The organism is Streptomyces sp. NPDC051180, assembly GCF_040689545.1.
In the GTDB taxonomy this organism is placed as follows: Bacteria; Actinomycetota; Actinomycetes; order Streptomycetales; family Streptomycetaceae; genus Streptomyces.
The window spans coordinates 206,616-229,454 of record NZ_JBFBBC010000007.1; the positions used below are offsets into that span (position 1 = coordinate 206,616).

The 22,839-nt window shown below is 72.2% G+C and carries 18 protein-coding genes; 5 read left to right on the top strand and 13 right to left on the bottom strand.

Translation table 11 applies throughout. The features are described 5' to 3' along the window. Positions 1 to 57: 57 nt before the first annotated feature. Positions 58 to 1,452, bottom strand: a complete 1,395-nt coding sequence (locus tag AB0424_RS15605) for a DUF4192 domain-containing protein (protein WP_366305592.1) — start codon at positions 1,450 to 1,452, stop codon at positions 58 to 60. Between the two features lie 142 nt (positions 1,453 to 1,594). Here AB0424_RS15605 and AB0424_RS15610 point away from each other — a divergent pair, with 142 nt between their 5' ends. Both AB0424_RS15610 and AB0424_RS15615 read left to right on the top strand, forming a co-directional pair. Beyond that, the gene (locus AB0424_RS15610) at positions 1,595 to 3,778 is read left to right on the top strand and encodes a RecQ family ATP-dependent DNA helicase (protein ID WP_366305594.1); all 2,184 of its coding nucleotides are present in this window, start codon (positions 1,595 to 1,597) and stop codon (positions 3,776 to 3,778) included. A 228-nt stretch (positions 3,779 to 4,006) separates the two neighbouring features. Continuing rightward, positions 4,007 to 4,636 (top strand): hypothetical protein, encoded by a 630-nt coding sequence (locus tag AB0424_RS15615; RefSeq protein WP_366305596.1) that lies wholly within the window; start codon positions 4,007 to 4,009, stop codon positions 4,634 to 4,636. A gap of 132 nt (positions 4,637 to 4,768) precedes the next feature. Here the strand turns inward: AB0424_RS15615 and AB0424_RS15620 are convergent, their stop codons facing one another. From AB0424_RS15620 to AB0424_RS15630, 3 genes are all read right to left on the bottom strand, one after another. Further along, on the bottom strand, positions 4,769 to 5,443 hold the full coding sequence (locus tag AB0424_RS15620) for a hypothetical protein (RefSeq protein ID WP_366305598.1): 675 nt from the start codon (positions 5,441 to 5,443) through the stop codon (positions 4,769 to 4,771). Positions 5,444 to 5,498: 55 nt separating this feature from the next. Then, positions 5,499 to 6,203 (bottom strand): ribonuclease HII, encoded by a 705-nt coding sequence (locus AB0424_RS15625; RefSeq protein WP_366305600.1) that lies wholly within the window; start codon positions 6,201 to 6,203, stop codon positions 5,499 to 5,501. A gap of 105 nt (positions 6,204 to 6,308) precedes the next feature. Then, complete coding sequence (locus AB0424_RS15630; RefSeq protein WP_366305601.1) at positions 6,309 to 6,926, bottom strand: TetR/AcrR family transcriptional regulator; 618 nt, start codon at positions 6,924 to 6,926, stop codon at positions 6,309 to 6,311. Positions 6,927 to 7,058: 132 nt separating this feature from the next. Between AB0424_RS15630 and AB0424_RS15635 the strand changes: the two genes are divergently transcribed. After that, positions 7,059 to 8,612, top strand: a complete 1,554-nt coding sequence (locus tag AB0424_RS15635) for an MFS transporter (protein ID WP_366305603.1) — start codon at positions 7,059 to 7,061, stop codon at positions 8,610 to 8,612. A gap of 166 nt (positions 8,613 to 8,778) precedes the next feature. Here the strand turns inward: AB0424_RS15635 and AB0424_RS15640 are convergent, their stop codons facing one another. The 4 genes from AB0424_RS15640 to AB0424_RS15655 all read right to left on the bottom strand — a co-directional run bounded on the left by AB0424_RS15640 (position 8,779) and on the right by AB0424_RS15655 (position 12,018). Continuing rightward, positions 8,779 to 9,690: an ADP-ribosylglycohydrolase family protein gene (locus AB0424_RS15640; protein ID WP_366305605.1), complete on the bottom strand. Its 912-nt coding sequence runs from the start codon at positions 9,688 to 9,690 to the stop codon at positions 8,779 to 8,781. A 12-nt stretch (positions 9,691 to 9,702) separates the two neighbouring features. Next, positions 9,703 to 10,362, bottom strand: coding sequence for a histidine phosphatase family protein (locus AB0424_RS15645; protein WP_366305607.1), 660 nt, complete (start codon positions 10,360 to 10,362; stop codon positions 9,703 to 9,705). Between the two features lie 177 nt (positions 10,363 to 10,539). After that, complete coding sequence (locus tag AB0424_RS15650) at positions 10,540 to 11,145, bottom strand: YdbC family protein (protein ID WP_366305609.1); 606 nt, start codon at positions 11,143 to 11,145, stop codon at positions 10,540 to 10,542. A 42-nt stretch (positions 11,146 to 11,187) separates the two neighbouring features. Beyond that, positions 11,188 to 12,018: an arylamine N-acetyltransferase gene (locus AB0424_RS15655; protein WP_366305611.1), complete on the bottom strand. Its 831-nt coding sequence runs from the start codon at positions 12,016 to 12,018 to the stop codon at positions 11,188 to 11,190. Between the two features lie 142 nt (positions 12,019 to 12,160). Between AB0424_RS15655 and AB0424_RS15660 the strand changes: the two genes are divergently transcribed. Beyond that, positions 12,161 to 12,688 carry a TerD family protein gene (locus tag AB0424_RS15660; RefSeq protein WP_366305613.1) on the top strand — a complete coding sequence of 176 codons (528 nt, stop codon included), beginning with the start codon at positions 12,161 to 12,163 and terminating at the stop codon, positions 12,686 to 12,688. A gap of 187 nt (positions 12,689 to 12,875) precedes the next feature. Here the strand turns inward: AB0424_RS15660 and AB0424_RS15665 are convergent, their stop codons facing one another. The 3 genes from AB0424_RS15665 to nrdR all read right to left on the bottom strand — a co-directional run bounded on the left by AB0424_RS15665 (position 12,876) and on the right by nrdR (position 17,493). After that, positions 12,876 to 13,616 carry a class I SAM-dependent methyltransferase gene (locus AB0424_RS15665; protein ID WP_366305614.1) on the bottom strand — a complete coding sequence of 247 codons (741 nt, stop codon included), beginning with the start codon at positions 13,614 to 13,616 and terminating at the stop codon, positions 12,876 to 12,878. 302 nt (positions 13,617 to 13,918) lie between these two features. Then, positions 13,919 to 16,810 carry a vitamin B12-dependent ribonucleotide reductase gene (locus AB0424_RS15670; RefSeq protein ID WP_366305616.1) on the bottom strand — a complete coding sequence of 964 codons (2,892 nt, stop codon included), beginning with the start codon at positions 16,808 to 16,810 and terminating at the stop codon, positions 13,919 to 13,921. A 173-nt stretch (positions 16,811 to 16,983) separates the two neighbouring features. Further along, on the bottom strand, positions 16,984 to 17,493 hold the full coding sequence (gene nrdR, locus AB0424_RS15675; protein WP_366305618.1) for a transcriptional regulator NrdR: 510 nt from the start codon (positions 17,491 to 17,493) through the stop codon (positions 16,984 to 16,986). A gap of 434 nt (positions 17,494 to 17,927) precedes the next feature. Here nrdR and lexA point away from each other — a divergent pair, with 434 nt between their 5' ends. After that, positions 17,928 to 18,716 carry a transcriptional repressor LexA gene (lexA, locus tag AB0424_RS15680; protein WP_366305620.1) on the top strand — a complete coding sequence of 263 codons (789 nt, stop codon included), beginning with the start codon at positions 17,928 to 17,930 and terminating at the stop codon, positions 18,714 to 18,716. 94 nt (positions 18,717 to 18,810) lie between these two features. On the opposite strand, the gene AB0424_RS15685 is transcribed toward lexA, so the two are convergent. Continuing rightward, positions 18,811 to 20,784, bottom strand: coding sequence for an ATP-dependent DNA helicase (locus AB0424_RS15685; RefSeq protein ID WP_366305622.1), 1,974 nt, complete (start codon positions 20,782 to 20,784; stop codon positions 18,811 to 18,813). A gap of 50 nt (positions 20,785 to 20,834) precedes the next feature. After that, a complete protein-coding gene (locus tag AB0424_RS15690) occupies positions 20,835 to 22,574 on the bottom strand; it encodes an IucA/IucC family siderophore biosynthesis protein (protein WP_366305771.1) in 1,740 nt (579 codons plus the stop codon). Between the last annotated feature and the right edge of the window lie 265 nt (positions 22,575 to 22,839).

Consider the following 22,839-nt stretch of genomic DNA (forward strand, 5'->3'; position numbering starts at 1 on the left):
GTTCGTACGACTCCGCCAGAGAGCTGAACGCGCTCGCGGGCGGCTGGGTCACGGTCGTCATCGGCCACTCCTGGTGCCGCGCCGGCCGCCGCGCTGCGGAGCCCCGTTCCCGGGCCTCGCAGTGGCGGGTCCGCTGGGCCGCACTCCGGCCGAGGGTCCGCCGGGGCGCCGGCCGGGCTTCCTGAGGCTCTGGCGGGTCCCCTGAGGGCGTCCGGCCCGGGTCCGGACGCGGCGGGCGGCCGCCGGCTCGGCCTGCACCGAGGCGATCCGGGTGTCCCTTTCGGCCCTGAGGCAGGAGCGCAGGGACTCGGGGTCGATGCCCTCGTTGCACGCCTGGTGGAGCAGTCGGGCGAAGGTGTATTCGGGGTCGGCGTCGAGCGCGAGCCCGAGGGCGACGCGGGCGGTCGGCTCGTCACCCGTGGACCAGGCCGTCCAGCCCGCGAGGCTGAGGGGCGCGGCGGCGTGTTCCTGGTAGGGGGCGACGCAGCGCCGGGCCAGTACGCGCCAGAGCCGCAGGGCGGCGGTGCCCTCCCAGCCCTCCATCCATTCGGCGGCCCGATCCCGGGTGACGCGGTCCTGGAGGCCGATGATCAGGGCGGCCGCCTCGTCGGTGCCGATGAGGGCGTCGTCGGCCGCGTCGGCCTGCGCGGTGCCGCCGGCGGGCATCGGCGGCCGCGCCGGGCTCGTGGTGCCGTCCGGGCGCGGGGTCTTCGGTTCGACGAACCGGCGGAGGGTCTCGCGAGCGAGCCGCAGCGTCGTCTCGCGCACTTCCTCGCGCCCCTTGTCCTCGGCTCCTTCGAGGATGCGCGGGACGATGGCGGCGGCGGCCGCGTCCAGGGCGGAACGCTGCGGTTCCTCCCCGGGCCTGCCGGCCGGCTTCATGCGGGCCTCCATGTCCCGCAGGGAGCCGCGCACCTGCACCCCGGCGTAGGCGGCCGTCGCGGCCATCACCGACGTACCACTGAGGGCGAGTGGGGTGCCGTCCGGCGGGCAGCACCGGGCGTCGGGGCAGCAGTACGAGAAGTAGAGCCCGTCGGAGATGCACAGGGCCTCGTAGACGGGGATGTCGAGGGCGCCGCAGGCGGTCCTGAGGCGCTGGGCGAGGGGTCGCAGGCGTTCCATGACCCTGCGGCCGGTCTCGCCCGCTCCGGGGTCCTGGCAGAGGAAGACCACGATGCCGTCCGGCCGGGTGCCACTGCGGCTGCCTCCCTCGACGAGGCATTCGGCCAGGTGGTCGGCGGTGGACGCCCATTCGCGGGGTGAGCTCGGAATGCCGAGCCTGACCCGGCCGCCGAAGCGGCCGTGCTCGCCGTGCAGGGCGACCAGGACGACGGAGTCGGTGGGGTGGAAGCCCAGCATGAACGGAAGGGCGTCGGCCAGTTCCGCCGGGCCGCGCAGGGTGATCTGCTGGGTACGGGAGAGTCCGCTGGTTTCGTGGTGATTCGCGTTCATGGTCAGGACGGTCTCGTGATCTCCCGAAATCCGAAACCCCTGTGGATAACTCCCGAAACGGGGCATCGGTCGCCCTCGGGAGTTGTCCACAGGTTCGTCGGCTCATTCGCGCGATGTCCGAGGCATCGGGTTGCATGGAGGCATGACCCACGCAGACTCCCCGGAAGATCGCGCCGCCCTTCGGACCGCCGCCGACACCGTCCTCGCCCGTCTCGTCTCGGACCCGACGGGCAAGGCAAGACTGCGCGAGGACCAGTGGCGGGCCATCGAGGCCCTGGTCGCCGACCGGCGCCGGGCCCTGGTGGTGCAGCGGACCGGCTGGGGCAAGTCCGCCGTCTACTTCGTGGCGACGTCCCTGCTGCGCGAGCGCGGCAGCGGCCCGACCGTGATCGTCTCCCCGCTGCTGGCACTCATGCGCAACCAGGTGGAGGCGGCCGCCCGGGCGGGCATCCGCGCCCGGACGATCAACTCGTCGAACACGGAGGAGTGGGACACGGTCCAGGAGGAGGTGGCCGCCGGCGAGGTGGACGTGCTCCTGGTGAGCCCCGAGCGGCTCAACAACCCCGACTTCCGCGACCAGGTGCTCCCCCGGCTGGCGGCCGCCACCGGTCTGCTCGTGGTCGACGAGGCGCACTGCATCTCCGACTGGGGGCACGACTTCCGCCCCGACTACCGCCGGCTGCGCACCATGCTGGCCGACCTGCCCTCCGGCGTCCCGGTGCTCGCGACGACGGCGACGGCGAACGCCCGGGTGACGGCGGACGTCGCGGAGCAGCTGGGAACGGGGGCGGGCACGGACGCGCTGGTGCTGCGCGGCGCGCTCGACCGGGAAAGCCTGAGCCTGGGCGTCGTCAGGCTGCCCGACGCGGCCCACCGGCTCGCCTGGCTCGCCGACCACCTCGGCGAGCTCCCCGGGTCGGGAATCATCTACACGCTGACCGTCGCCGCCGCCGACGAGGTGACGGCGTACCTGCGCCAGTGCGGCCACACGGTCTCGTCGTACACCGGCCGGACGGAGAACGCCGACCGGCAGCAGGCCGAGGACGACCTGCAGGCCAACCGGGTCAAGGCCCTGGTGGCGACCTCGGCCCTCGGCATGGGCTTCGACAAGCCGGACCTGGGTTTCGTGGTGCACCTCGGGTCGCCGTCCTCGCCGATCGCCTACTACCAGCAGGTCGGCCGTGCCGGCCGCGGCGTGGAGCACGCGGAGGTGCTGCTGCTTCCCGGGCAGGAGGACGAGGCGATCTGGCGCTACTTCGCCTCGGTGGCGTTCCCGCCGGAGGAACAGGTGCGGCGGACGATCGACGTCCTCGCCCAGGCGGGCCGGCCGCTCTCGCTGCCCGCCCTGGAGCCGCTGGTCGAGCTGCGCAGGACCCGGCTGGAGACGATGCTCAAGGTGCTCGACGTGGACGGCGCCGTGCGTCGCGTCAAGGGTGGCTGGGAGAGCACGGGCCGACCCTGGGTGTACGACACGGAGCGGTACGCGTGGGTGGCGCGTCAGCGCGAGGCCGAGCAGCAGGCGATGCGGGACTACGCGTCGTCCGCCGGCTGCCGGATGGAGTTCCTGCGGCGCCAGCTGGACGACGAGGAGGCCGCACCGTGCGGCCGCTGTGACAACTGCGCGGGCAGCCGCTTCGACCCCAAGGTGTCCGACGCCGCTCTGGACGCGGCCAAGGGCGAGTTGGGGCGGCCCGGAGTGGAGGTCGAGCCCCGGAAGATGTGGCCGACCGGGCTCGCCGCGGTCGGGGTCGATCTGAAGGGCCGGATCCCGGCCGGTGAGCAGGCGTTCGGCGGACGGGCCCTCGGCCGGCTCTCGGACATCGGCTGGGGCAACCGGCTGCGTCCGCTGCTGGCCGACGGGACTCCGGACGGCCCCGTGCCGGACGACGTCGTGCAGGCGGTGGTGCACGTGCTCGCCGACTGGGCGAAGGGACCGGGTGGTTGGGCCTCCGGGGCGTCGGACGCGCCGGCCCGGCCCGCCGGAGTGGTCACCGTCGCCTCCCATCGCAAGCCGCGGCTGGTCGGTTCCCTCGGAGAGCGCATCGCGGAGATCGGCAGGATGCCGTTGCTGGGGACCGTGGAGTACACCCCGGAGGCCGAGGAGCTCCGGCTGTCGCGGACGAACAGCGCCCAGCGGGTCGTCGGACTGCAGCGGACCCTCACGGTTTCGGCCGACTTGGCGGGGCGTCTGGCCGGTGCGGGAGGGCCCGTCCTGCTCGTTGACGACCTGTCGGACAGCGGATGGACGCTGGCGGTGGCGGCGCGGCTCCTGCGGCGGGCCGGAGCGGAAGGGGTGTTTCCGCTGGTGCTCGCCGTCCAGGGGTGAAACAGGAGAGCAAACAGGGAGTGAACAATGGGCAACTGGGCAGGGATATGAGTGTCATACCGACGCATTCCCGTCAGCGGCCTCAATTGCTCGTTGCCGCCCGCGCACGGGCCCGCAAGAATTGGGACACCGCCCCACTCGGCCCGTCAGCGGTCCGGAAGGACTGTGCCGTGGTGCGCCCTCACCCGACCTTGCCCGCCTAGCGGGCGCGTATCCGAAGGGAGGACCGTGACCCTCGGATTCGCTCCGCCCACAGCCACCTCGCTCAGATCGCCGTCCGAATCCGCCAGCCGCCTCGCTCGGATGCTCGAACCCGCCGAGTGGGCCGCGGCCGGAATCCCCTTGCTGAGCAATCCGCGTGAGGTCGTCAGCGGCCTGCACTCCCGCCACGCGCCCAAGCCCGCGACGGCGGTCCTGGCGATCCTGGACCACGAGGAACGTCTCACCGCCAGCGCCTCCTTCGTCCGTCGCCCCGTCCCCGCGGACGGCTGGGAGTTCCGCAACGCGCTCCTCGCCCATCTGCGGCGGGTCATTCCGCACGACCTCCGCAGACGCACCCCGGTCCGGACGGCGGTCCTGCTGTACTGCCGCGAGGGCGACGAGCGCTGGACGGAGGAGGACGGAGCCTGGATGTGGGGGCTCCGGGACGCCTGCACGCTCCACGGACTCCGCTGCGGCGCGTACATCACGCTGACCCGGGGCGGATGGCAGGTGCTCGGCGAGGGCCGGGGCGGGCGCCGGCCGAGCTCCGACTCGGCCCCGCTGCCGCTCGGCGACGGGCCGGCCGAACTCGGCCTGCTCACCCCGCGAACCGCGAGCGGGGCGACCGAACCATTGCGCCGGGCCGCCGCGCGCTGATCGCGCGTACGACACACACGTACGGCACGACGGCCTTCGCCGGGCCGGGTCCGGTCGGACCCGATCCGGTCGGTCGTCGGTTCCTCCCGCCGGGGAGGTCCGCTCGGGTCCGGCACGGCGAAGGACGGACAGTCAGACGCCGGCGCCCGCTCCGAGGACCGAGGTGACGCGCTGCGCGTCACCGCAGACGACGAGCAGCACGCCCGCGCGCTGCATGGCCGACGGCAGCGCCCGGGCGGCCGTCTCGTCGTCACCGCCGTTGAGGGCGACGATCACCACGGGGCGGGCTGCGGCCCGCTCCACGGCGGAGGCGTCCGCGAAGAACACGTCGCCGCCGGTGTCCTGCTGGGCCCAGTAGGCGGCCTCGCCGAAGGACAGCTCGTGCGCAGCCCACGGGTGCTGGTCGCCAGTGGTGAGCACCAGGACGTCGCCGGGTGCCCGGCCGCTCTCCAGGAGCATGTCCAGCGCCTCTTCGGCGGCGTCGAGCGCGCCGTCGACGGGGGCCGGGATCAGCTGGAGCTGCGGCGTGGATCGCTGGTCGGAACGATTCTCCGGCCGCTTGGCCGGAGACGGACCGGGGCGCGGCGCCGGGGCCGCGGCACCGGCCGGGCCGGGGCCAGGGCGTCCGGGACGCGGGGTGGCCGCGGAACGCGGGCCGGGTACGGGGCGAGGGGTCGACGCGGGGCGGCCGGCGGCCGCGGTGGCGCGGGGACCCTGGGCGCTCTCGTGAATCTGAGGCTCCTGGGAAGGAAGGGGTGGATGGAGGTCGAACACCGCTGCGCGGAGCACCGGCGGGTGGGCACGCATGTGCACCCCGGGCGCGTGAGGGGCCACCCTGCGGCGGGCCTCCGCGACCGGAAGATCAGAAGTCGAAGCCGAGTTGGCCCCCGCTCTCCAGCGCGGCCGCCTCCGCGGAGAGGCGGACCTTCTTGAGGTGTCGCCACCGGGGCAGCGCGTCCAGGTACGACCAGGAGAGTCGGTGGTGCGGGGTGGGCCCCAGCTCTTCGAGCGCCGCCTTGTGGACCGGGGAAGGGTAGCCCGCGTTGGCGTCGAAGCCGTAGGCCGCGTAGGCCCCGCCGTCCAGCTCCGCCATGAGGGTGTCGCGGCGGACCTTGGCGATGACCGAGGCGGCGGCGACGGCGATGCAGGACTGGTCGCCCTTGATCACCGTACGGACCTGCCAGGGGCTGCCGAGGTAGTCGTGCTTGCCGTCGAGGATCACCGCGTCGGGGCGGACGGGAAGCCCTTCGAGCGCCCGGACGGCCGCGAGGCGCAGGGCCGCGGTCATCCCGAGTTCGTCGATCTCCTGGGGAGACGCGTCGCCCAGCGCGTACGCCGTGACCCACCGCTCCAGTTCGGCGGCGAGCGCGGTCCGTCGTCTGGGGGTGAGGAGCTTGGAGTCGGTGAGGCCCTCGGGGGCGCGACGCAGACCGGTGACGGCCGCGCACACCGTGACGGGGCCGGCCCACGCCCCGCGCCCGACTTCGTCGACTCCGGCGACGATCTTGGCGCCGCTGGTGGCGCGGAGCGATCGCTCGACAGTGTGGGTGGGAGGTTCGTACGGCATGGCGCCTGTCAGGTTACGCCGCCCGATGCCGCGCGCGATACCCGGATTCCCCCTGGACGTCCGTGAGGCGCTCCCGGACTGCCCCGGGGCGCCTTCCCGGACACGTCAGACACGCACCAGCGGCACCATGATCCGGTCGATCACGTCGGCGATCTCCTCGTCCTGCCATTCGCTTCCGTACACCTTGGAGCGGTACATCATCATCGCGGGGATCACGTCGAGGACCAGACCGTCCACCGCGTCTGGCCGCACCTCACCCCGCGTGATTCCGCGCCGCAGCACGGCCGTGAAGAGTCGGGTGGAGGGCTCGACCACCCCGGTGACGATCAGCTCGTGGAACCGCTCCGCAGCATCGGCATCGCATTCGTGAAGCACCGCGCGCAGGGCGAAGCCGGGCTTGGAGTACATGACGTCGCGGACCCGGAGGCAGAGCTCGTACAGGTCCTCGCGCACGCTCCCGCGGTCCGGGGCGTCGTCGAGGGTGGGCAGTCCGGCACGGAGGGCTTCGACGACGAGGTCCTCCTTCGAGGGCCAGCGGCGGTAGACCGCGGCCTTGCCGGTCTGCGCGCCGACCGCGACGCCCTCCATCGTCAGGCCGTTCCAGCCGACGCTGCCGAGCTGGTCGAGCGTCGCCTCCAGAATGGCCCGTTCGAGCACGGGACCGCGGCGTCGCGGCGACGCCCCTCCCGGCCGGGCGGCGGCCGTGGAGCGCGAAGTAACCATCAGGAGCTCTCCGTTGTGGCGTTGCGGATCGTCGGCAGCGCACAGTGAACGGTTGCGTTCACTGCGGGGGACTCACTACCGTGGTCGACAGTGAACGGGTGCGTTCACTAATTCTTCCGTGGGGGCTCCATAGTGACAACTTCTCCGCTGGACACCCAGACCAAGGACGGCCCCGCTCGCACCGGGGGCCGCCCTGGCATCGCGCTCGCCGTGATCGCCGCCTGCCAGCTGATGGTCGTCCTCGACGCGACCATCGTGAACATCGCCCTGCCGCACATCCAGGACGCGCTCTCCTTCTCCACCACCGACCTCTCGTGGGTGCTCAGCGCCTACACCCTCACCTTCGGCGGCCTGCTGCTGCTCGGCGGACGCGCGGGCGACATCCTGGGCCGCCGCCGGGTGTTCCTCGCCGGCATCCTGCTCTTCACCTTCGCCTCCCTGCTCGGCGGCTTCGCCCAGGAGCCCTGGCAGCTGCTCGCCGCACGGGCCCTGCAGGGCGTGGGCGGCGCCATCGCCTCGCCCACCTCGCTCGCGCTGATCACCACCACGTTCGCCGAAGGCCCGGAGCGCAACCGGGCGTTCGGCGTGTTCGCCGCCGTCTCGGCGGGAGGCGGCGCCGTCGGCCTCCTGGCCGGCGGGATGCTGACCGAGTGGCTGGACTGGCGCTGGGTCCTCTTCGTCAACGTCCCGATCGGCCTGGCGATCGCCTTCCTCACCCCGCGCTACATCGCGGAGTCCGAGCGCCATCCGGGCCGCTTCGACATCGCGGGCGCCGCGACCTCGACGCTGGGCATGGCGGCGCTGGTGTACGGGTTCATCCGGGCGTCCGAGGAGGGCTGGAAGGACGCGGTGACCATCGGTTCCTTCGTGGCCGCGGTGGTCCTGCTCGTGGCCTTCGCCCTTGTGGAGTCGCGGGCGAAGGAACCGATCACTCCGCTCAGGATGTTCGCGGACCGCAACCGCTCGGGCACGTACGTCATCATGCTCAGCCTGGCCGCCGCCATGTTCGGCATGTTCTTCTTCATCGTGCTGTGGGTGCAGGACGTCCTCGGCTACACCCCCATCGAGTCCGGGCTCGCCTTCCTTCCCGTGACGGTCGCGATCGCCCTCGGCGCGGGACTCGCGCAGCGCTTCCTCCCGGCCCTCGGCCCGAAGCCCTTCATGGTGGCCGGCTCGGCGATCACCGCGGCCGGCCTGTTCTGGCAGATGTTCATCACGCCGGACAGCACCTACGCGGACGGCGTCCTCGGCCCGATGCTCCTCTTCGGCTTCGGCATGGGGCTCAACTTCGTGACCCTGACGCTCACGGCCGTCTCGGGCGTGGCCCAGCACGAGGCGGGCGCCGCGTCCGGCCTGCTCAACGCCACGCAGCAGGTCGGCGGATCGCTCGGCCTGTCCATCCTCGTCACGGTCTTCGGCACGGCGAGCCGGGAGGAGGGCGCACGCCAGGTACCGGCCTTCCTCGCCGAGTCGACGCCGGAGCAGAAGGCGGCGTTCGCGAAGACCAAGGAGCTGCCCGCGCCCTGGGGCCACGAGGTGCTGACCTCGGGCATCGCCTCGGCCTTCATGGCGGCCGCGGTGATGGCGCTGATCGCTCTGGTCACGGCGGTGCTGGTGATCCGCGTCCGCAAGAGCGACCTGGAGGCCCTCAGCGGCCGCGCGGAGGCCGCCGGACCGGTGGCCTGAGCACCGCCCGGCGCCCGCCGCCTGCACCCGGCCGCACGGGCCGACGGAACGGCCGGGGACGCACCGCTCGACGACGAGGTCCCTCGCACCCCGGGGAGGGGTTCGAGGGACCTCGTGCACGTCCGCGCGTCCGGCGGACCCGTACGGTCGCACCGGACGGCAGGGGTCAGGCGGAGGCGCCGTCCGGAACCCATTCCGGGAGCTCCTCGGTCTGCCGCAGCCAGTCGGCCGGCGGAGCTCCCGCCGCGGTGACGGCCACCACGCCGCCGGCGATGGCGCACGTCGTGTCGACGTCGCCGCCGACCTGCGCGGTCGTCCAGAACACCCGCTCGAAGTCGCCGAGACCCCGGGCCGCCGACCACAGGGCGAACGGCACCGTGTCGTGTGCGCTCGTGCGGCGGCCGCTGCCGAGCACGGCGGCGACCGTGCCCGCGTCGCCGTAGTCGAGCATGTCGCGGGCCCGCCGGAGGCCCGCTCCGACCGCGCTGCGCGGGACCAGCGCGATGACGCCGTCGAGCAGGGCCTCGGGCGTGGGCGGTCCGGCGGGGTCGGCGGCGAGCGCGGCCGCGGCGGCGACGGCCATGGCGCCGACGACGGCCTCACGGTGCTGGTGCGTCGTGTATGCGGAGATCTCGGCCTGGTGCGTCGCCTGCTCGGGGTCGTCCGCGTACCAGGCGCCGAGCGGGGCGATCCGCATGGCGGCGCCGTTGCCCCACGAACCCTGGCCCTTGAAGAGGGCGGCGGCCAGCTCCCGCCAGTCTCCGCCCTCCCTGATGAGCCGGAGCATCCGGTTGACGGCGGGACCGTACCCCCGGTCGAAGTCGTGGTGCCGGGCGAAGGACAGGGCCAGGGCGTCCTGGTCGATCCTGTCGTGGTGCACGAGTACGGCCAGGACGGAGCAGGCCATCTCGGTGTCGTCGGTCCACTGCCAGGGGCCGGGAGGCAGCTCGCGCCGCTTCAGCAGGGGGTAGTGGGCGGGAACGAAGAACTGGGAGCCCAGGGCGTCTCCCACGGACAGCCCGCGCAGGCTGGCCAGGGCGCGTTCGAAGCGCCGGTCGAGTGAGGAGTCAGCGGTCATCGCTCTGCCACTCTATCCGGTGTGGCCGTACGGTTCCGGGGTACGCCAGCGCTCGAACGGCCTGTCCAGCCGGTACCTGCCGTCCTCCCCGAGCAGCAGGGTGCGCGTTTCGGCGTTGCCCGGGTTCGACAGCGACTCGAAGTCGGCCACCGTCCAGTGGAACCAGCGCATGCAGAACAGCCGCATGGTCAGCCCGTGGGTGACGAGCAGGACGTTCGGCGGGTGGTCCGGCGCCTCGAAGCTGCGGTACAGGCTCTCCAGGAACGCCCCGACCCGGTCGTAGACGTCCGCGCCCGACTCGCCCTGCGCGAAGCGGTAGAAGAAGTGCCCGTACGCGTCCCGGTACGCCTTCTGCAGCCGCACGTCCTCCCGCTCCTGCCAGTTGCCCCAGTCCTGCTCCCGCAGCCGGGGCTCCTCCCGTACGCGGACCTGCCCCGGGGGCAGCCGGAAGGCACGGAGGGTCTGGTGGGTGCGGCGGTACGGCGAGACGTAGACGCTGACCGGCTCGTCGCCGAAGAGCTTCCGGAGCCGCTCCCCCGTCTCCTCCGCCTGCCGCAGACCCGTCTCGGTGAGCCGCAGCGCATGGTCCGGCTCCCGTTCGTACACCGTGTCGTCGGCATTGCCCTCGGACTCTCCGTGCCGTACGAGAACGATGCGCCGCGGTCGTGCCATACCCCGACCCTAGATCGCGGGCCGGGGACAGGCTCGGCCGGGCCCCGCGCCCGGACTCCATACGGTGGACGGGAGCGCCGGTGTCCGCGCGGGCGCGCACCGGGGCGGATCAGATCCCCGCGGCCGCCGGATCGGACGGTCCGCCGCCGGATCGGACCGGCCGCCCCCTGCCCGGGTTCAGACCGTCCACGCCGGTTCGAGCTGCACCACGTCGCCGGAGAGCGCCGCCACGTCGGCGGCCGTGCGGGCCCGCAGGCCGAGCCGCTCGATGCGCTCGGCGCGGTACTTTCCGTGCTCGGCGGCGGAGTGCCAGAGCGAGAACACCAGGAACTCGCTGCCGGGCGCCTCGCCGAAGAGGCCCCGCAGCATGCCGGGGGATCCGGCCATCGCCGGGTTCCACACCTTCTCCTGCATGAGCGCGAAGTGCTCGGCGCGGTCCTCGTGGACACGGCAGTGCGCGACCCGGGCCACGTCGGCGTCGGAGAAACGCGGCTCGAACCCCGTCTTCACGTCGAAGCGGTGGTCGAACAGCTTGACCTGGACGTCCTTGAACGTGCCGGCCTGCGAGGCGGCCAGCCGGTCGTGGGACCGCGCCATGAAGGAGTCGTAGAAGGCCCGGCTCTCCCAGAACGCGAAGACGTGGACGACGTCCGGTCGAGCCCGGCTCCACCCGCCGCCCTGCCCCCGGAACCCCGGCTCACCGAGCAGCCCCGCCCATTTCCGCTGTCCCCGCTCGAACCCTCGACGGTCCACCACGGTGCAGCGAATCCACTTGACCAGCACCGCGCCATCGTACGGCGCGGACGAGCGCCCCGGCAGACCCTCTCAGGCGCTGGACGGGTGCAGACGCTCCAGTCCCGCGCGCTCCTCGGCGTCCAGCTCGATCCCGAAGTCGGCCTCCAGGACGGTGATCAAGTCGTCCACGGCCACCACCCGTTCCTCGGCGGCTCCGTCCGGCCGCAGGGTCGTGAGCGTGTCCCGCACCAGGGCCCTGCGCGTGTCCGTCCCGGGCTGCTGGGCCACGACCTGGCCGAGGAAGCGCGACAGGGGGTGACTGGAGCTGTAGTGGTTCAGGACCGTGAAGTCGCCGGGGTAGAGGGCCTGGGGCGCGAAGGCGTACAGGTCGGTCCACCCCTGCGGCCGCAGGGCGCGCAGCACGTGGACTCCCTCGTCCTCGACGCCGATCCCGAACGTCCAGCCGTCCTGCTCGACGCGGGCGCCGTCGCGCAGCGGCACCGGTTCGAGCGGCCCCTGCCAGCCGAACCCCACGTCGGCGAGCCACGGTTCGCCCTCCACCGAGACGACGAGCAGCGCGTGCGTGACGGGGGTCAGTGCCGGGCCACGCGAGCGGTTGCGGGCGCCTCGGCCGGCCACGGTGAAACCGATCCGTTCGAGGGCCGCCGCGAACAGCGAGTTGTGCTCGTAGCAGTAGCCTCCCCTGCGCCGGTCGACGAGCTTGGCCTGGAGGCTCTTCAGGTCCAGCGGGACCTCCCGGCCGAGGGCGACGTCGAGGTTCTCGAACGGAACGGCCAGGACGTGCGCCCGGTGAAGGGCCGTCAGGGTCGCCAGATCGGGACGGAGTTCTCCGCCGCGACCGGCGTCGTATCCGATTCGAGCCAGATATGCGTCGAGATCCAGCTCGTCACCACTCCACAAGGCGCTCTCCCCCTCCACCGCCGGTCCCTCTGTCGTAGCCCCATGACACCATGAGCAATCAGCCCACGACCAAGGGCATTTCGAGGACTGGACGGTACGCGGCGAGGCGTGCGCGGGGGCGCACAGGAAGAGGGGACGCACCATGAGCGGACTGAACAAGGGAGTGGGCCGGGTCGAGGTCACGCTCAGGTGGGACCCCGCTCCGGCCGGTGCGCCCTCCCACGACCTGGACCTCGTCGCAGGCGTCTTCTCGGCGGCCGATGCACACGGGGCTCCGGTCTACCTGGTGCACTTCGGCAGCCGCTCCCCCGACGGGACGATCACGCTCCACCGCGACAGCCGTACGGGGCAGGGCTTCGGTGACGACGAGTCCATGACGCTGGAGCTGGACCGGCTGGCCCCGGAGTACGGGCGCGTGGTCGTGGGCGTGGCGATACAGCAGAGCGGCGGGCGCGTCGCCTTCGGCGGCATAGCGAACCCGGGCATACGGATCCGCGAGGGGTACGACGACCTCCTGGAGCATGACTTCGCGGACGTTCCCGACGCACTGTCGGCCACGGTCGTGGAGTTCACCCGTGACAGGTCAGGCTGGTCGTACCGCGCGCTCAGCCGGGGTTTCGACGCCGATCCGCAGGCGTTCGCCACGCTGCTGGGCACCGCGCGCTCCTGACCCCTCCCCCGTACCGACCCCTCGGTCCGTCGCGGGTGGGCGCCGGCCGACGGCCGGCGCCCCCGGGATCACGCCCCCGGACCTGCGGCCTCCGCCCGCGGGGTGTCGTCGTCGCGGTAGGCCAAAAGGTCGAGTTCCGGCGCGACGGAGTCCGCGAGGTACGTGCACCGGGGGGTCCGGTCGGGATTCAGGCGCGGCAGCGCAGCATCTCCAGCGGAGGGTTGGCGAGGAGGTCCGCCCAGAACTCGGCCCCGAACTCGTGCAGACCGGCGTCGGACACCTCCAGCGGGACCCATGTCAGCTCGCGGAATCCGGCCGCCCGCAGGCAGGTCTCGTAGACCTCGCGGCGGGGGAAGGTGCTGGCGATCGTGACCGGCGGGTCGAGCAGTGCCGTGGTCCGGACCCGCGGTCCGGCCTCGGCCTTCTCGCCGGTCAGTTCGGTGACGAAGCCGTACTTGGCGAGGGAGGGACCGCCGAAGTCGTAGTCGGGTGACTGCTGGAAGAGGAAGAGCTCGGCGCCGGGCGCCAGGTTCCGGTGCGCGTTGCGGCACATGCGCTCCATGGCGGCGACGCCGTCCGCGTAGTTGAGCAGCTGGACCGCCACCCCGATGTCGAAGCGCTTCCCGAGGGGGCGCAGTTCGGCCGCGTCGCCCACCTCGTACCGCACTCCCAGCGGTTCGCGCTCCTCCAGCGACCGCGCCACGGCGACCATCTCGCCGGAGATGTCGATCCCGAGCACGTCGGCGGCGCCGCGCCGGCGGAACTCCCGGCTGTAGAACCCGGTGCCGCAGGCCAGGTCGAGCACCGACCTGCCGCGTACGTCGCCCACCATGGCCAGGAAGCTCGGCACCTCCCCGTACCGCACCACCGGCAGGGCCTTGAAGCCCTCGAACACCTCACCGATCTCGTCATACTGCTGCACGGTCATCGTGCCGCCTCCCCTGTACGCCGTCGGATCCACGGCCTCGGCTCACGCCCCGGCATCCGCCCGGCGCGCGCCTCGGCCTCCGGCATGCAGTCTTCCCGCCCCCTGACGGACCGTCGTACTGGCGGAAGCCACGAAGATCCCGGCCCGCCCCCGGCCGTGTGTACGGGCACCGCGCCCGGCCCCGCGACCGGACCCACCGCCTCGGGCACGCCGAAGGGGACCGGCACGAGGCCGGTCCCCTTCGTGGACCACGGGTCAGCCGTCGCGGCGGACTACGTCACGGACGCGCCGCCGCCCGGGCGTCAGCTGCAGCCGCTGGTCGAGCCGCAGCCCTCGCAGATGTAGCAGGAGCCGGCGCGCTGCATCTTCGTCCCGCAGGAGAAGCAGAGCGGGGCGTCCGCGCTGATGCCGAGCTGCATCTCGACGAGCTCGGCCGAGGTGTGGGCCTGCTTGGGCGCCGGGATCTCGGTCTTCGGGACCGGGGCCACGACGGCCTTCAGCTCCTGGGCGCGGGGCGCGGACTGGGCGAGCGCCTCGACGTCGACCTCGTCCTCGGCCTGCTCGTACGAGCCGGTGTCGAGGTGCCGCTGGCGCTCCTCGGCCGAGTGGATGCCGAGGGCGGAGCGGGTCTCGAAGGGCAGGAAGTCCAGCGCCAGGCGGCGGAAGATGTAGTCGACGATCGACTGCGCCATCCGCACGTCCGGGTCGTCCGTCATGCCGGCCGGCTCGAAGCGCATGTTGGTGAACTTCGAGACGTACGTCTCCAGCGGGACGCCGTACTGCAGACCGACGGAGACGGCGATGGAGAAGGCGTCCATCATGCCGGCGAGGGTCGAACCCTGCTTGGACATCTTCAGGAAGACCTCGCCGAGACCGTCGTCCGGGTAGGAGTTGGCGGTCATGTAGCCCTCGGCGCCACCGACGGTGAAGGAGGTGGTGATCCCCGGGCGGCCCTTGGGCAGGCGCTTGCGGACCGGACGGTACTCGACGACCTTCTCGACGGCCTCGCGGATCGTCGCCTCGGACTTCGCGGTGACCTCGGCCTTCTCCTCCTCCTTCTTCTTGGCGGAGAGCGGCTGGCCGACCTTGCAGTTGTCGCGGTAGATCGCGAGCGCCTTGACGCCCATCTTCCACGCCTCGAAGTAGACCTCTTCGACGTCCTCGACCGTGGCCGTCTCCGGCAGGTTCACGGTCTTGGAGAGGGCGCCGGAGATCCACGGCTGGATGGCGGCCATCATGCGGACGTGGCCCATCGCGGAGATGGAGCGCTCGCCCATGGCGCAGTCGAAGACCTCGTAGTGCTCGGTCTTCAGGCCGGGGGCGTCGACGACATTGCCGTGCTCGGCGATGTGGGCGACGACCGCCTCGATCTGCTCCTCGTGGTAGCCCAGGCGGCGCAGGGCCTGCGGCACGGTGCCGTTGACGATCTGCATCGAGCCGCCGCCGACGAGCTTCTTGAACTTGACCAGGGCGAGGTCGGGCTCGAGGCCGGTGGTGTCGCAGGACATCGCGAGACCGATGGTGCCGGTCGGGGCGATGACCGACGCCTGCGCGTTGCGGAAGCCGTTCTTGGCGCCGAGGCGGATCACGTCCTGCCACGCCTCCGTGGCGGCGGCCCAGATCGGCGAGTCGAGGTCGTCGAAGCGGACGGCCTTGGTGTTCTCGTCGGCGTGCTGGCCCATGACGCGCTGGTGCGGCTCGGCGTTGAGGGCGTAGCCGTCGTAGGCGCCGACGACCGCGGCGAGCTCGGCGGAACGCTTGTACGAGGTGCCGGTCATCAGCGAGGTGATGGCACCCGCGAGGGCGCGGCCGCCGTCGGAGTCGTACGCGTGGCCGGTCGCCATCAGCAGGGCGCCGAGGTTGGCGTAGCCGATGCCGAGCTGGCGGTAGGCGCGGGTGTTCTCGCCGATCTTCTGGGTGGGGAAGTCGGCGAAGCAGATGGAGATGTCCATCGCGGTGATGACGAGCTCGACGACCTTGGCGAAGCGCTCGACGTCGAAGGACTGGTCGCCCTTGCCGTCGTCCTTGAGGAACTTCATCAGGTTCAGCGAGGCGAGGTTGCAGGACGTGTTGTCCAGGTGCATGTACTCGCTGCACGGGTTCGAGCCGTTGATGCGGCCGGACTCGGGGCAGGTGTGCCAGTGGTTGATCGTGTCGTCGTACTGGATGCCCGGGTCGGCACAGGCCCACGCGGCCTCGGCCATCTTGCGGAAGAGCGACTTGGCGTCGACCTCCTCGATGACCTCGCCGGTCATGCGGGAGGTGAGACCGAACTTCCCGCCGGACTCGACGGCCTTCATGAACGTGTCGTTCACGCGGACGGAGTTGTTGGCGTTCTGGTACTGGACGGACGTGATGTCGTCGCCGCCCAGGTCCATGTCGAAGCCCGCGTCGCGCAGCGCGCGGATCTTCTCCTCCTCCTTGACCTTGGTCTCGATGAAGTCCTCGATGTCGGGGTGGTCGACGTCGAGGATGACCATCTTGGCCGCGCGGCGGGTGGCGCCGCCCGACTTGATCGTTCCCGCGGAGGCGTCGGCGCCGCGCATGAAGGAGACCGGGCCGGAGGCGTTGCCGCCGGAGGAGAGCAGCTCCTTGGAGGAGCGGATGCGGGAGAGGTTCAGGCCGGCGCCGGAGCCGCCCTTGAAGATCATGCCCTCTTCCTTGTACCAGTCGAGGATCGACTCCATGGAGTCGTCGACGGACAGGATGAAGCAGGCGGAGACCTGCTGGGGCTGGGGCGTGCCGACGTTGAACCAGACCGGCGAGTTGAAGCTGAAGATCTGGTGCAGGAGGGCGTAGGCCAGCTCGTGCTCGAAGATCTCGGCGTCGGCGGGCGAGGCGAAGTAGCCGTACTCCTCGCCGGCCTTCGTGTAGGTCTTCACGATCCGGTCGATGAGCTGCTTGAGACCGGTCTCGCGCTGCGGGGTGCCGACGGCCCCGCGGAAGTACTTGCTGGTGACGATGTTGACCGCGTTCACCGACCAGAAGTCGGGGAACTCGACGCCACGCTGCTCGAAGTTGATCGAGCCGTCGCGCCAGTTGGTCATGACGACGTCACGGCGCTCCCAGGCCACCTCGTCGTACGGATGCACGCCGGGGGTGGTGTGGATGCGCTCGATACGCAGGCCCTTGCTCGCCGACTTGGCTCCCTTGGTGCGGGAACCACGTGCCGGGCCGCTCGCCGTCTCTGTCATGCCGCCTCCCATATACGGGCAAAACACACTTTGGCGCCCAGATACTCCCAGGGCACCGTCTTCTGTACGTCGTTCTGTACTGCTGCCACGAGGACCTCGGGGGTCGCTCGGGGCACGTCTGCCGGGCCGCGCGGCGGCCGGTCGCCGGGCCTGGGGCGGCCCGGACCGCCGATCTAGTCGGCGGCGGTGGCGGGAACGGGGACCTCGGGGGTCGCACCGGTCCCGCTGGTCTCAGCGGGAGGCCGCACGCGGAGCTCCGCGATGGCGGCCTCGAAGTCTTCGAGGCTGTCGAAAGCCTTGTACACGGACGCGAAGCGCAGGTACGCGACGAGGTCGAGCTCCTGCAAGGGGCCGAGGATGGCCAGACCCACGTCGTGGGTGGTCAGCTCGGCGCTCCCGGTGGCGCGCACCGCCTCCTCGACCCACTGGCCGAGCTTGGCGAGGGCGTCCTCGGTGACCGGTCGCCCCTGGCACGCCTTGCGGACGCCGGAGATGACCTTGGTACGACTGAAGGGCTCGGTGACGCCGGAGCGCTTGACCACCATGAGCGAACACGTCTCCACCGTCGTGAAACGACGGGAGCAGTCGGGGCACTGGCGACGGCGACGGATCGACGTCCCGTCGTCGGTGGTGCGACTGTCGACGACACGGCTGTCGGGGTGCCTGCAGAAGGGGCAGTGCATTGGTTCCGACCCTCCCTCACGGCACGACTGATGAGCCTCGCCGGCCCGTCAAGGCCCTTCGAAGCGACCACCAGCATAGGCGATGCGGGCGCCCCCGGCAGACCGGGGACCACAACCCCTGGGTGGCCGGTGCCATCCAACCACTAGATCTTGGGTTGTGGGCCATTCCATGCCCTGCGCGTGTCGCAACCCGTCCGCTGCCGGGATTCCGGCACCCCGGATGCGACACTGGGAGGCGCGACGGACACCGCGGAACGGCGGCGCCGCCACCGCCGCGACCCTTCGCGACCGCGGCGTGAGAGTGCTCATACACCCCTATGTGTAGAGGCGTAAGGCAATCTGCGATTTTTCACTCGAACGTGTGTTTGGCGCAACCTTTCGAAAGCTACTACCGTTGTGCCAGCCAGGGAGACCATTCGAGAGGGGCCGACGACGTGACCACCACCGCAGACAGTGCCACCATCACCGCCCAGGACCGCTCCCAGGGCCGACTCGAGCCGGTGCACGCCATGAACGAGACAGGCATGAACGGCGAGGAGCCCGGGCGACCCGCCCGCGCCCTCCCCGGGCGACCTCCAGGCATCCGAGCCGACAGCTCCGGTCTCACCGACCGGCAGCGCAGGGTCATCGAAGTCATCCGCGACTCGGTCCAGCGCCGCGGCTACCCGCCGTCGATGCGCGAGATCGGGCAGGCGGTGGGCCTCTCCAGCACCTCCTCGGTCGCGCACCAGCTCATGGCGCTGGAGCGCAAGGGCTTCCTCCGCCGCGACCCGCACCGCCCCCGGGCGTACGAGGTCCGCGGCTCGGACCAGCCCAGCACCCAGCAGACGGACACCACCGGCAAGCCCGCCGCGTCGTACGTCCCGCTGGTCGGCCGGATCGCGGCCGGCGGCCCGATCCTGGCGGAGGAGTCCGTCGAGGACGTCTTCCCGCTCCCCCGGCAGCTGGTCGGTGACGGCGAGCTGTTCGTCCTGAAGGTCGTCGGCGACTCGATGATCGAGGCCGCCATCTGTGACGGCGACTGGGTCACCGTCCGCCGCCAGCCCGTCGCGGAGAACGGCGACATCGTCGCCGCGATGCTCGACGGCGAGGCCACCGTCAAGCGCTTCAAGCGGGAGGACGGCCACGTCTGGCTGCTCCCGCACAACGCCGCGTACCAGCCCATCCCCGGCGACGAGGCCACCATCCTCGGCAAGGTCGTGGCGGTGCTCCGGCGGGTGTGACACACCGCGCCGGTTCTCTGGACCGGGCCCCGGGACCTACTGCGCCGGTCCCGGGGCCCTGCTCTGTCCGGAGCCCCGGAGCCCGCCGCGCCGATCAGTCGGTCGCCGCCTTCGAGGCCGCGTCGATCGCCGCCAGGGACTTCCGCACCTGGTTACGGTCCGTGGTGTACCAGAAGTCGGGCAGCGACGCCTTCAGATAGCTGCCGTACCGGGCCGTGGCGAGACGGGGGTCGAGCACGGCCACCACACCCCGGTCCCCCGTGGCGCGGACCAGCCGGCCGGCACCCTGCGCCATCAGGAGGGCGGCATGGGTGGCGGCGACGGCCATGAAGCCGTTGCCCCCGGCCTCCTCGACGGCCTTCTGGCGCGCGCTCATCAGCGGGTCGTCCGGCCGCGGGAACGGGATCTTGTCCATGACGACCAGCTGACAGCTGGGCCCCGGGACGTCCACACCCTGCCAGAGCGACAGCGTGCCGAAGAGACAGGTCTTCGGGTCGGCGGCGAAGTTCTTGATCAGCTCGCCCAGGGTGTCCTCGCCCTGGAGCAGGATCGGCAGCTCCGGGATCCGCGACCGCAGCTCCTCCGCGGCCTGCTGCGCGGCGCGCATGGAGGAGAAGAGACCGAGGGTCCGCCCACCGGCCGCCTGGATCAGCTCGGTGAGCTCGTCGAGCATGTCGCCCCGCTCGCCGTCCCGCGCCGGGCGGGACAGGTGCTTGGCGACGTAGAGGATGCCCTGCCTGGGGTAGTCGAACGGCGAACCGACGTCGATGCCCTTCCAGACGGGCAGGTCGTCCCCCTTGGTGCCCTCCGGGGCGAGGCCGAGCGAGGCCCCGACGCCGTTGAAGTCGCCGCCGAGCTTGAGCGTCGCCGAGGCCAGGACCACGGACCGCTCGGTGAAGAGCTTCTCGCGGAGCAGGCCCGAGACGGTGAGCGGGGCGACCCGCAGCGACGCGCCGAAGCGGTCGTGCCGCTCGTACCAGACGACGTCGTACTCCGAGCCCTGGGTGATGCGCTCCGCCACACCGTGGACGGTCTCCACCGAGGCCATCGCCTGCTTCCGCACGGCGTCCTCGTCCTGCACGGACCGGTCGCGGGTGGAGCCGAGCGCAGAGATCACGGCGCGGGCGGCGTCGCGCAGCGCCATCAGCGCGTACGACAGGTCCTCCGGGATCTCCTCCAGACGGCCCGGCAGGGCCAGCTCCATGACCCGCTCGAAGCCCTCCGCCGCGGTCTGCAGCTGGTCGGCGACCTTCTCGTCGACGAGCTTGGCCGACCGGCGGACGGCCCGGTTGACCTGGCCCGGGGTGAGCTCCCCGGTGGCCACGCCGGTGACCCGGGAGACCAGCTCGTGGGCCTCGTCGACGATCAGCACCTCGTGCTGCGGGAGCACCGGGGCGCCCTCGATGGCGTCGATCGCCAGCAGGGCGTGGTTGGTGACGACGACGTCGGCGAGCTTGGCGCGCTCGCGCGCCGCCTCGGCGAAGCACTCCGGCCCGTAGGCGCACTTGCTCGCGCCGAGGCACTCCCGCGAGGAGACCGACACCTGGGCCCACGCCTTGTCGGACACGCCGGGCGTCAGGTCGTCCCGGTCGCCGGTCTCCGTCTCGTCCGACCAGTCCCGCAGCCGCAGCAGGTCCTGCCCCAGCTTGCTGCTGGGCGCGGCCGCCTCGAAGGGGTCGAAGAGGCCCTCCTCCTCGTCCTGCGGGACCCCTTCGTGGAGCCGGTGCAGGCAGAGGTAGTTCGACCGGCCCTTGAGCATGGCGAACTGGGGACGGCGGCGCAGCTGCGGGTGCAGCGCGTCGACCGTGCGCGGAAGGTCGCGCTCGACGAGCTGGCGCTGGAGCGCCAGGGTGGCCGTGGCCACCACGACCCGCTCCCCCTGGGCCAGGGCCGGCACGAGGTAGCCGAGCGACTTTCCGGTGCCGGTGCCGGCCTGGACGAGGAGGTGGGAGTTGTCGTCGATGGCCTCGGCCACGGCCGTGGCCATGGTCACCTGGCCGGGGCGCTCCGTGCCGCCGACGGCGGAGACGGCGGCGTGCAGGAGGTCGGGGAGGGATGGCTTCGTCATAGCCCCTCCAGCCTACGGGTCGCCACTGACAGCCCGGCCACGCGCGCGCGTCACGCGAGCGGGTTGGGGACGGTGCCGTGGACGGCGGCGTGAGGCCGTTCGGGCCGGTCGCGGTAGCCGTCCAGGTGCAGACGGTTGCGGTTCAGGCAGAGCCGCTCGATGCGCGGGGTGAGGAGATCGAAGAGCTCGAACCGTTCCTTCAGCTCGGGGAAGCGCGCCTGGTGGCGGAGGATCTCCGCGCGGACGAGGGCCCAGAAGTCCGCTTCGGACACGCCGAGTTGCTCCTCGCAGAGCGGTGCGAGATAGCGGAAGACACCGACGAAGAGCCCCGAATGGATGAACTGGACGAGGAAGTCGGGCTCCTCGGTGAGGAGGACGGCACGCACGTCGTCCGGCATCGCCTCGTGCTCGGGCAGCGGCTGGGCGCTGACGTTCACGTCGTCGACGAAGTCCTTGATCGCGAGGCGTACGGGGACGTCGTCGCCGTCGTAGACGACGATGGCGTTCTCGCCGTGCGGGGAGAAGACCGTGCCGTAGCGGTAGAGGAAGTGCAGCAGCGGCGGCAGCAGCGCGGCGAAGAGGCGCCGGAGCCACACCGCGGGCTCCAGCCCCGAGCGCTCCACGAGCTCGGCGACGAACGCCCGGCCCTCCGGGTCCGTGTGGAGCAGTGAGGCGAGGGTGCGGGCGCGCTCGCCCGGGGGCAGGCGCAGCGGCTCGCGCCAGATCGCGCCGAGCAGTTCCTTGTACTGGTACGGGACTTCCGGCAGCCGGTCGTACAGCGGGTGCTCGACGGTGACGGAGGCGACCTCGCCGAGGAGGACCACGCCGCACTCGTCGCGCAGGAACGGGTCGGCTTCGCGCAGGCCGTGGACCCAGGCGGTCACGGCCGGCGCGGCGAGGGTCCGCTCGGTGGGCAGCCCGCGCCACACGAGGGTGTTGAGAACCGACAGCGGCAGCTTGACGGTGTGCCGGTCGGGGTGCGTGACGTTGAGGAAGGTGCGGACGGACTGCTGCGGCAGCCGGAGGTCGGTGTCGGCGGAGAGCGGGACGACGGTCCCGGCGGCGACGGCCGGTGCGTACAGCGGGAGCAGGACCTCGTCCCACTGCCAGGGGTGGACGGGCAGCAGGAGGTACCCGTCGGGTTCGTGGCCGCGGGCGGTGAGTTCGGCGCGGAAGGAGGCGTGGACCTCGGGGTCAAGCTCCTGGGCGTAGAGGCGGTCGGGGGTGTCGAGGCCGCGGACGCCCCGGTAGGCGGCGAGGCGGTTGCTGACGGCGATCCACGGCAGCCGGGTGGCGCGCCGGGCCTCGGGTGCCCAGCGGGCGGCGTCGGTGGCCGAGAAGCCGATGCGGCCCTTGTTGAGGACCAGCCAGGGGTGACCGGTCTGATGGCCTTCGAGCTCGGCGTACGGGAGGTCGGCGAGCCGGCCGGCGGAGAGGGCCGTGCGGTCGAGGCGCACGTCCGCGGCGAGGGTGGCGGAGAGCTCGCGGATGAGGTGGCCCAGCGTGGCGCCGTCGAGCCGGAGGAGGCCGCGGGCGCGGACCAGGAAGTCGAAGGGGTCGGTCAGGGGCCGGCCCTCGTGGGTGATCGAGTCGGCGGCCACCTGCCAGCTGCCGTAGGAGCCCCGGCGGGCACGGAAGGCGAGCGTGGTGCCGTCGTCGAGACGCAGCGTGTGGCCGTCGGGGGTGCCGTCCCCGGCGGGGACGGGCTCCACGATCTCCTCGTAGGCGAACTCCGACAGGGCCTTGGCCAGCAGTCGCGAGGAGGCACGGGTCCAGGCGGCGGCGGTCAGCTCCGGCGGCGCGAGGAGCGCGGGGGCGGGGTCGGCCTTGAGGTCCTTCGTGGACGCGGGGGCTGGCGTATGCGTGGGGGCTGTCGTGGCCTCGGGGTCGGCCGCGGTCGTGTTGGCGGCGGTCGTCGTGAGGTCTGCCGGGGGCGCGGGGGCTGCCGTGGGCGCGGGGTCCGGCTCGGGAGCGCGGAGCCGGGCGGGCGTGGAGTCCGGGGCCGTCGTGGGAGACGGGACGCGAGCGGGGTCGGGGGAGGCCGGGGCGGGAGGG

Coding starts and splice junctions, on each gene's coding strand:
- AB0424_RS15605 (WP_366305592.1), bottom strand. CDS start 1,452: ATGAACGCGAATCACCACGAAACCAGCGGACTCTCCCGTACCCAGCAG.
- AB0424_RS15610 (WP_366305594.1), top strand. CDS start 1,595: ATGACCCACGCAGACTCCCCGGAAGATCGCGCCGCCCTTCGGACCGCC.
- AB0424_RS15620 (WP_366305598.1), bottom strand. CDS start 5,443: ATGCGTGCCCACCCGCCGGTGCTCCGCGCAGCGGTGTTCGACCTCCAT.
- AB0424_RS15625 (WP_366305600.1), bottom strand. CDS start 6,203: ATGCCGTACGAACCTCCCACCCACACTGTCGAGCGATCGCTCCGCGCC.
- AB0424_RS15630 (WP_366305601.1), bottom strand. CDS start 6,926: ATGGTTACTTCGCGCTCCACGGCCGCCGCCCGGCCGGGAGGGGCGTCG.
- AB0424_RS15640 (WP_366305605.1), bottom strand. CDS start 9,690: ATGACCGCTGACTCCTCACTCGACCGGCGCTTCGAACGCGCCCTGGCC.
- AB0424_RS15645 (WP_366305607.1), bottom strand. CDS start 10,362: ATGGCACGACCGCGGCGCATCGTTCTCGTACGGCACGGAGAGTCCGAG.
- AB0424_RS15660 (WP_366305613.1), top strand. CDS start 12,161: ATGAGCGGACTGAACAAGGGAGTGGGCCGGGTCGAGGTCACGCTCAGG.
- AB0424_RS15665 (WP_366305614.1), bottom strand. CDS start 13,616: ATGACCGTGCAGCAGTATGACGAGATCGGTGAGGTGTTCGAGGGCTTC.
- AB0424_RS15670 (WP_366305616.1), bottom strand. CDS start 16,810: ATGACAGAGACGGCGAGCGGCCCGGCACGTGGTTCCCGCACCAAGGGA.
- nrdR (WP_366305618.1), bottom strand. CDS start 17,493: ATGCACTGCCCCTTCTGCAGGCACCCCGACAGCCGTGTCGTCGACAGT.
- AB0424_RS15685 (WP_366305622.1), bottom strand. CDS start 20,784: ATGACGAAGCCATCCCTCCCCGACCTCCTGCACGCCGCCGTCTCCGCC.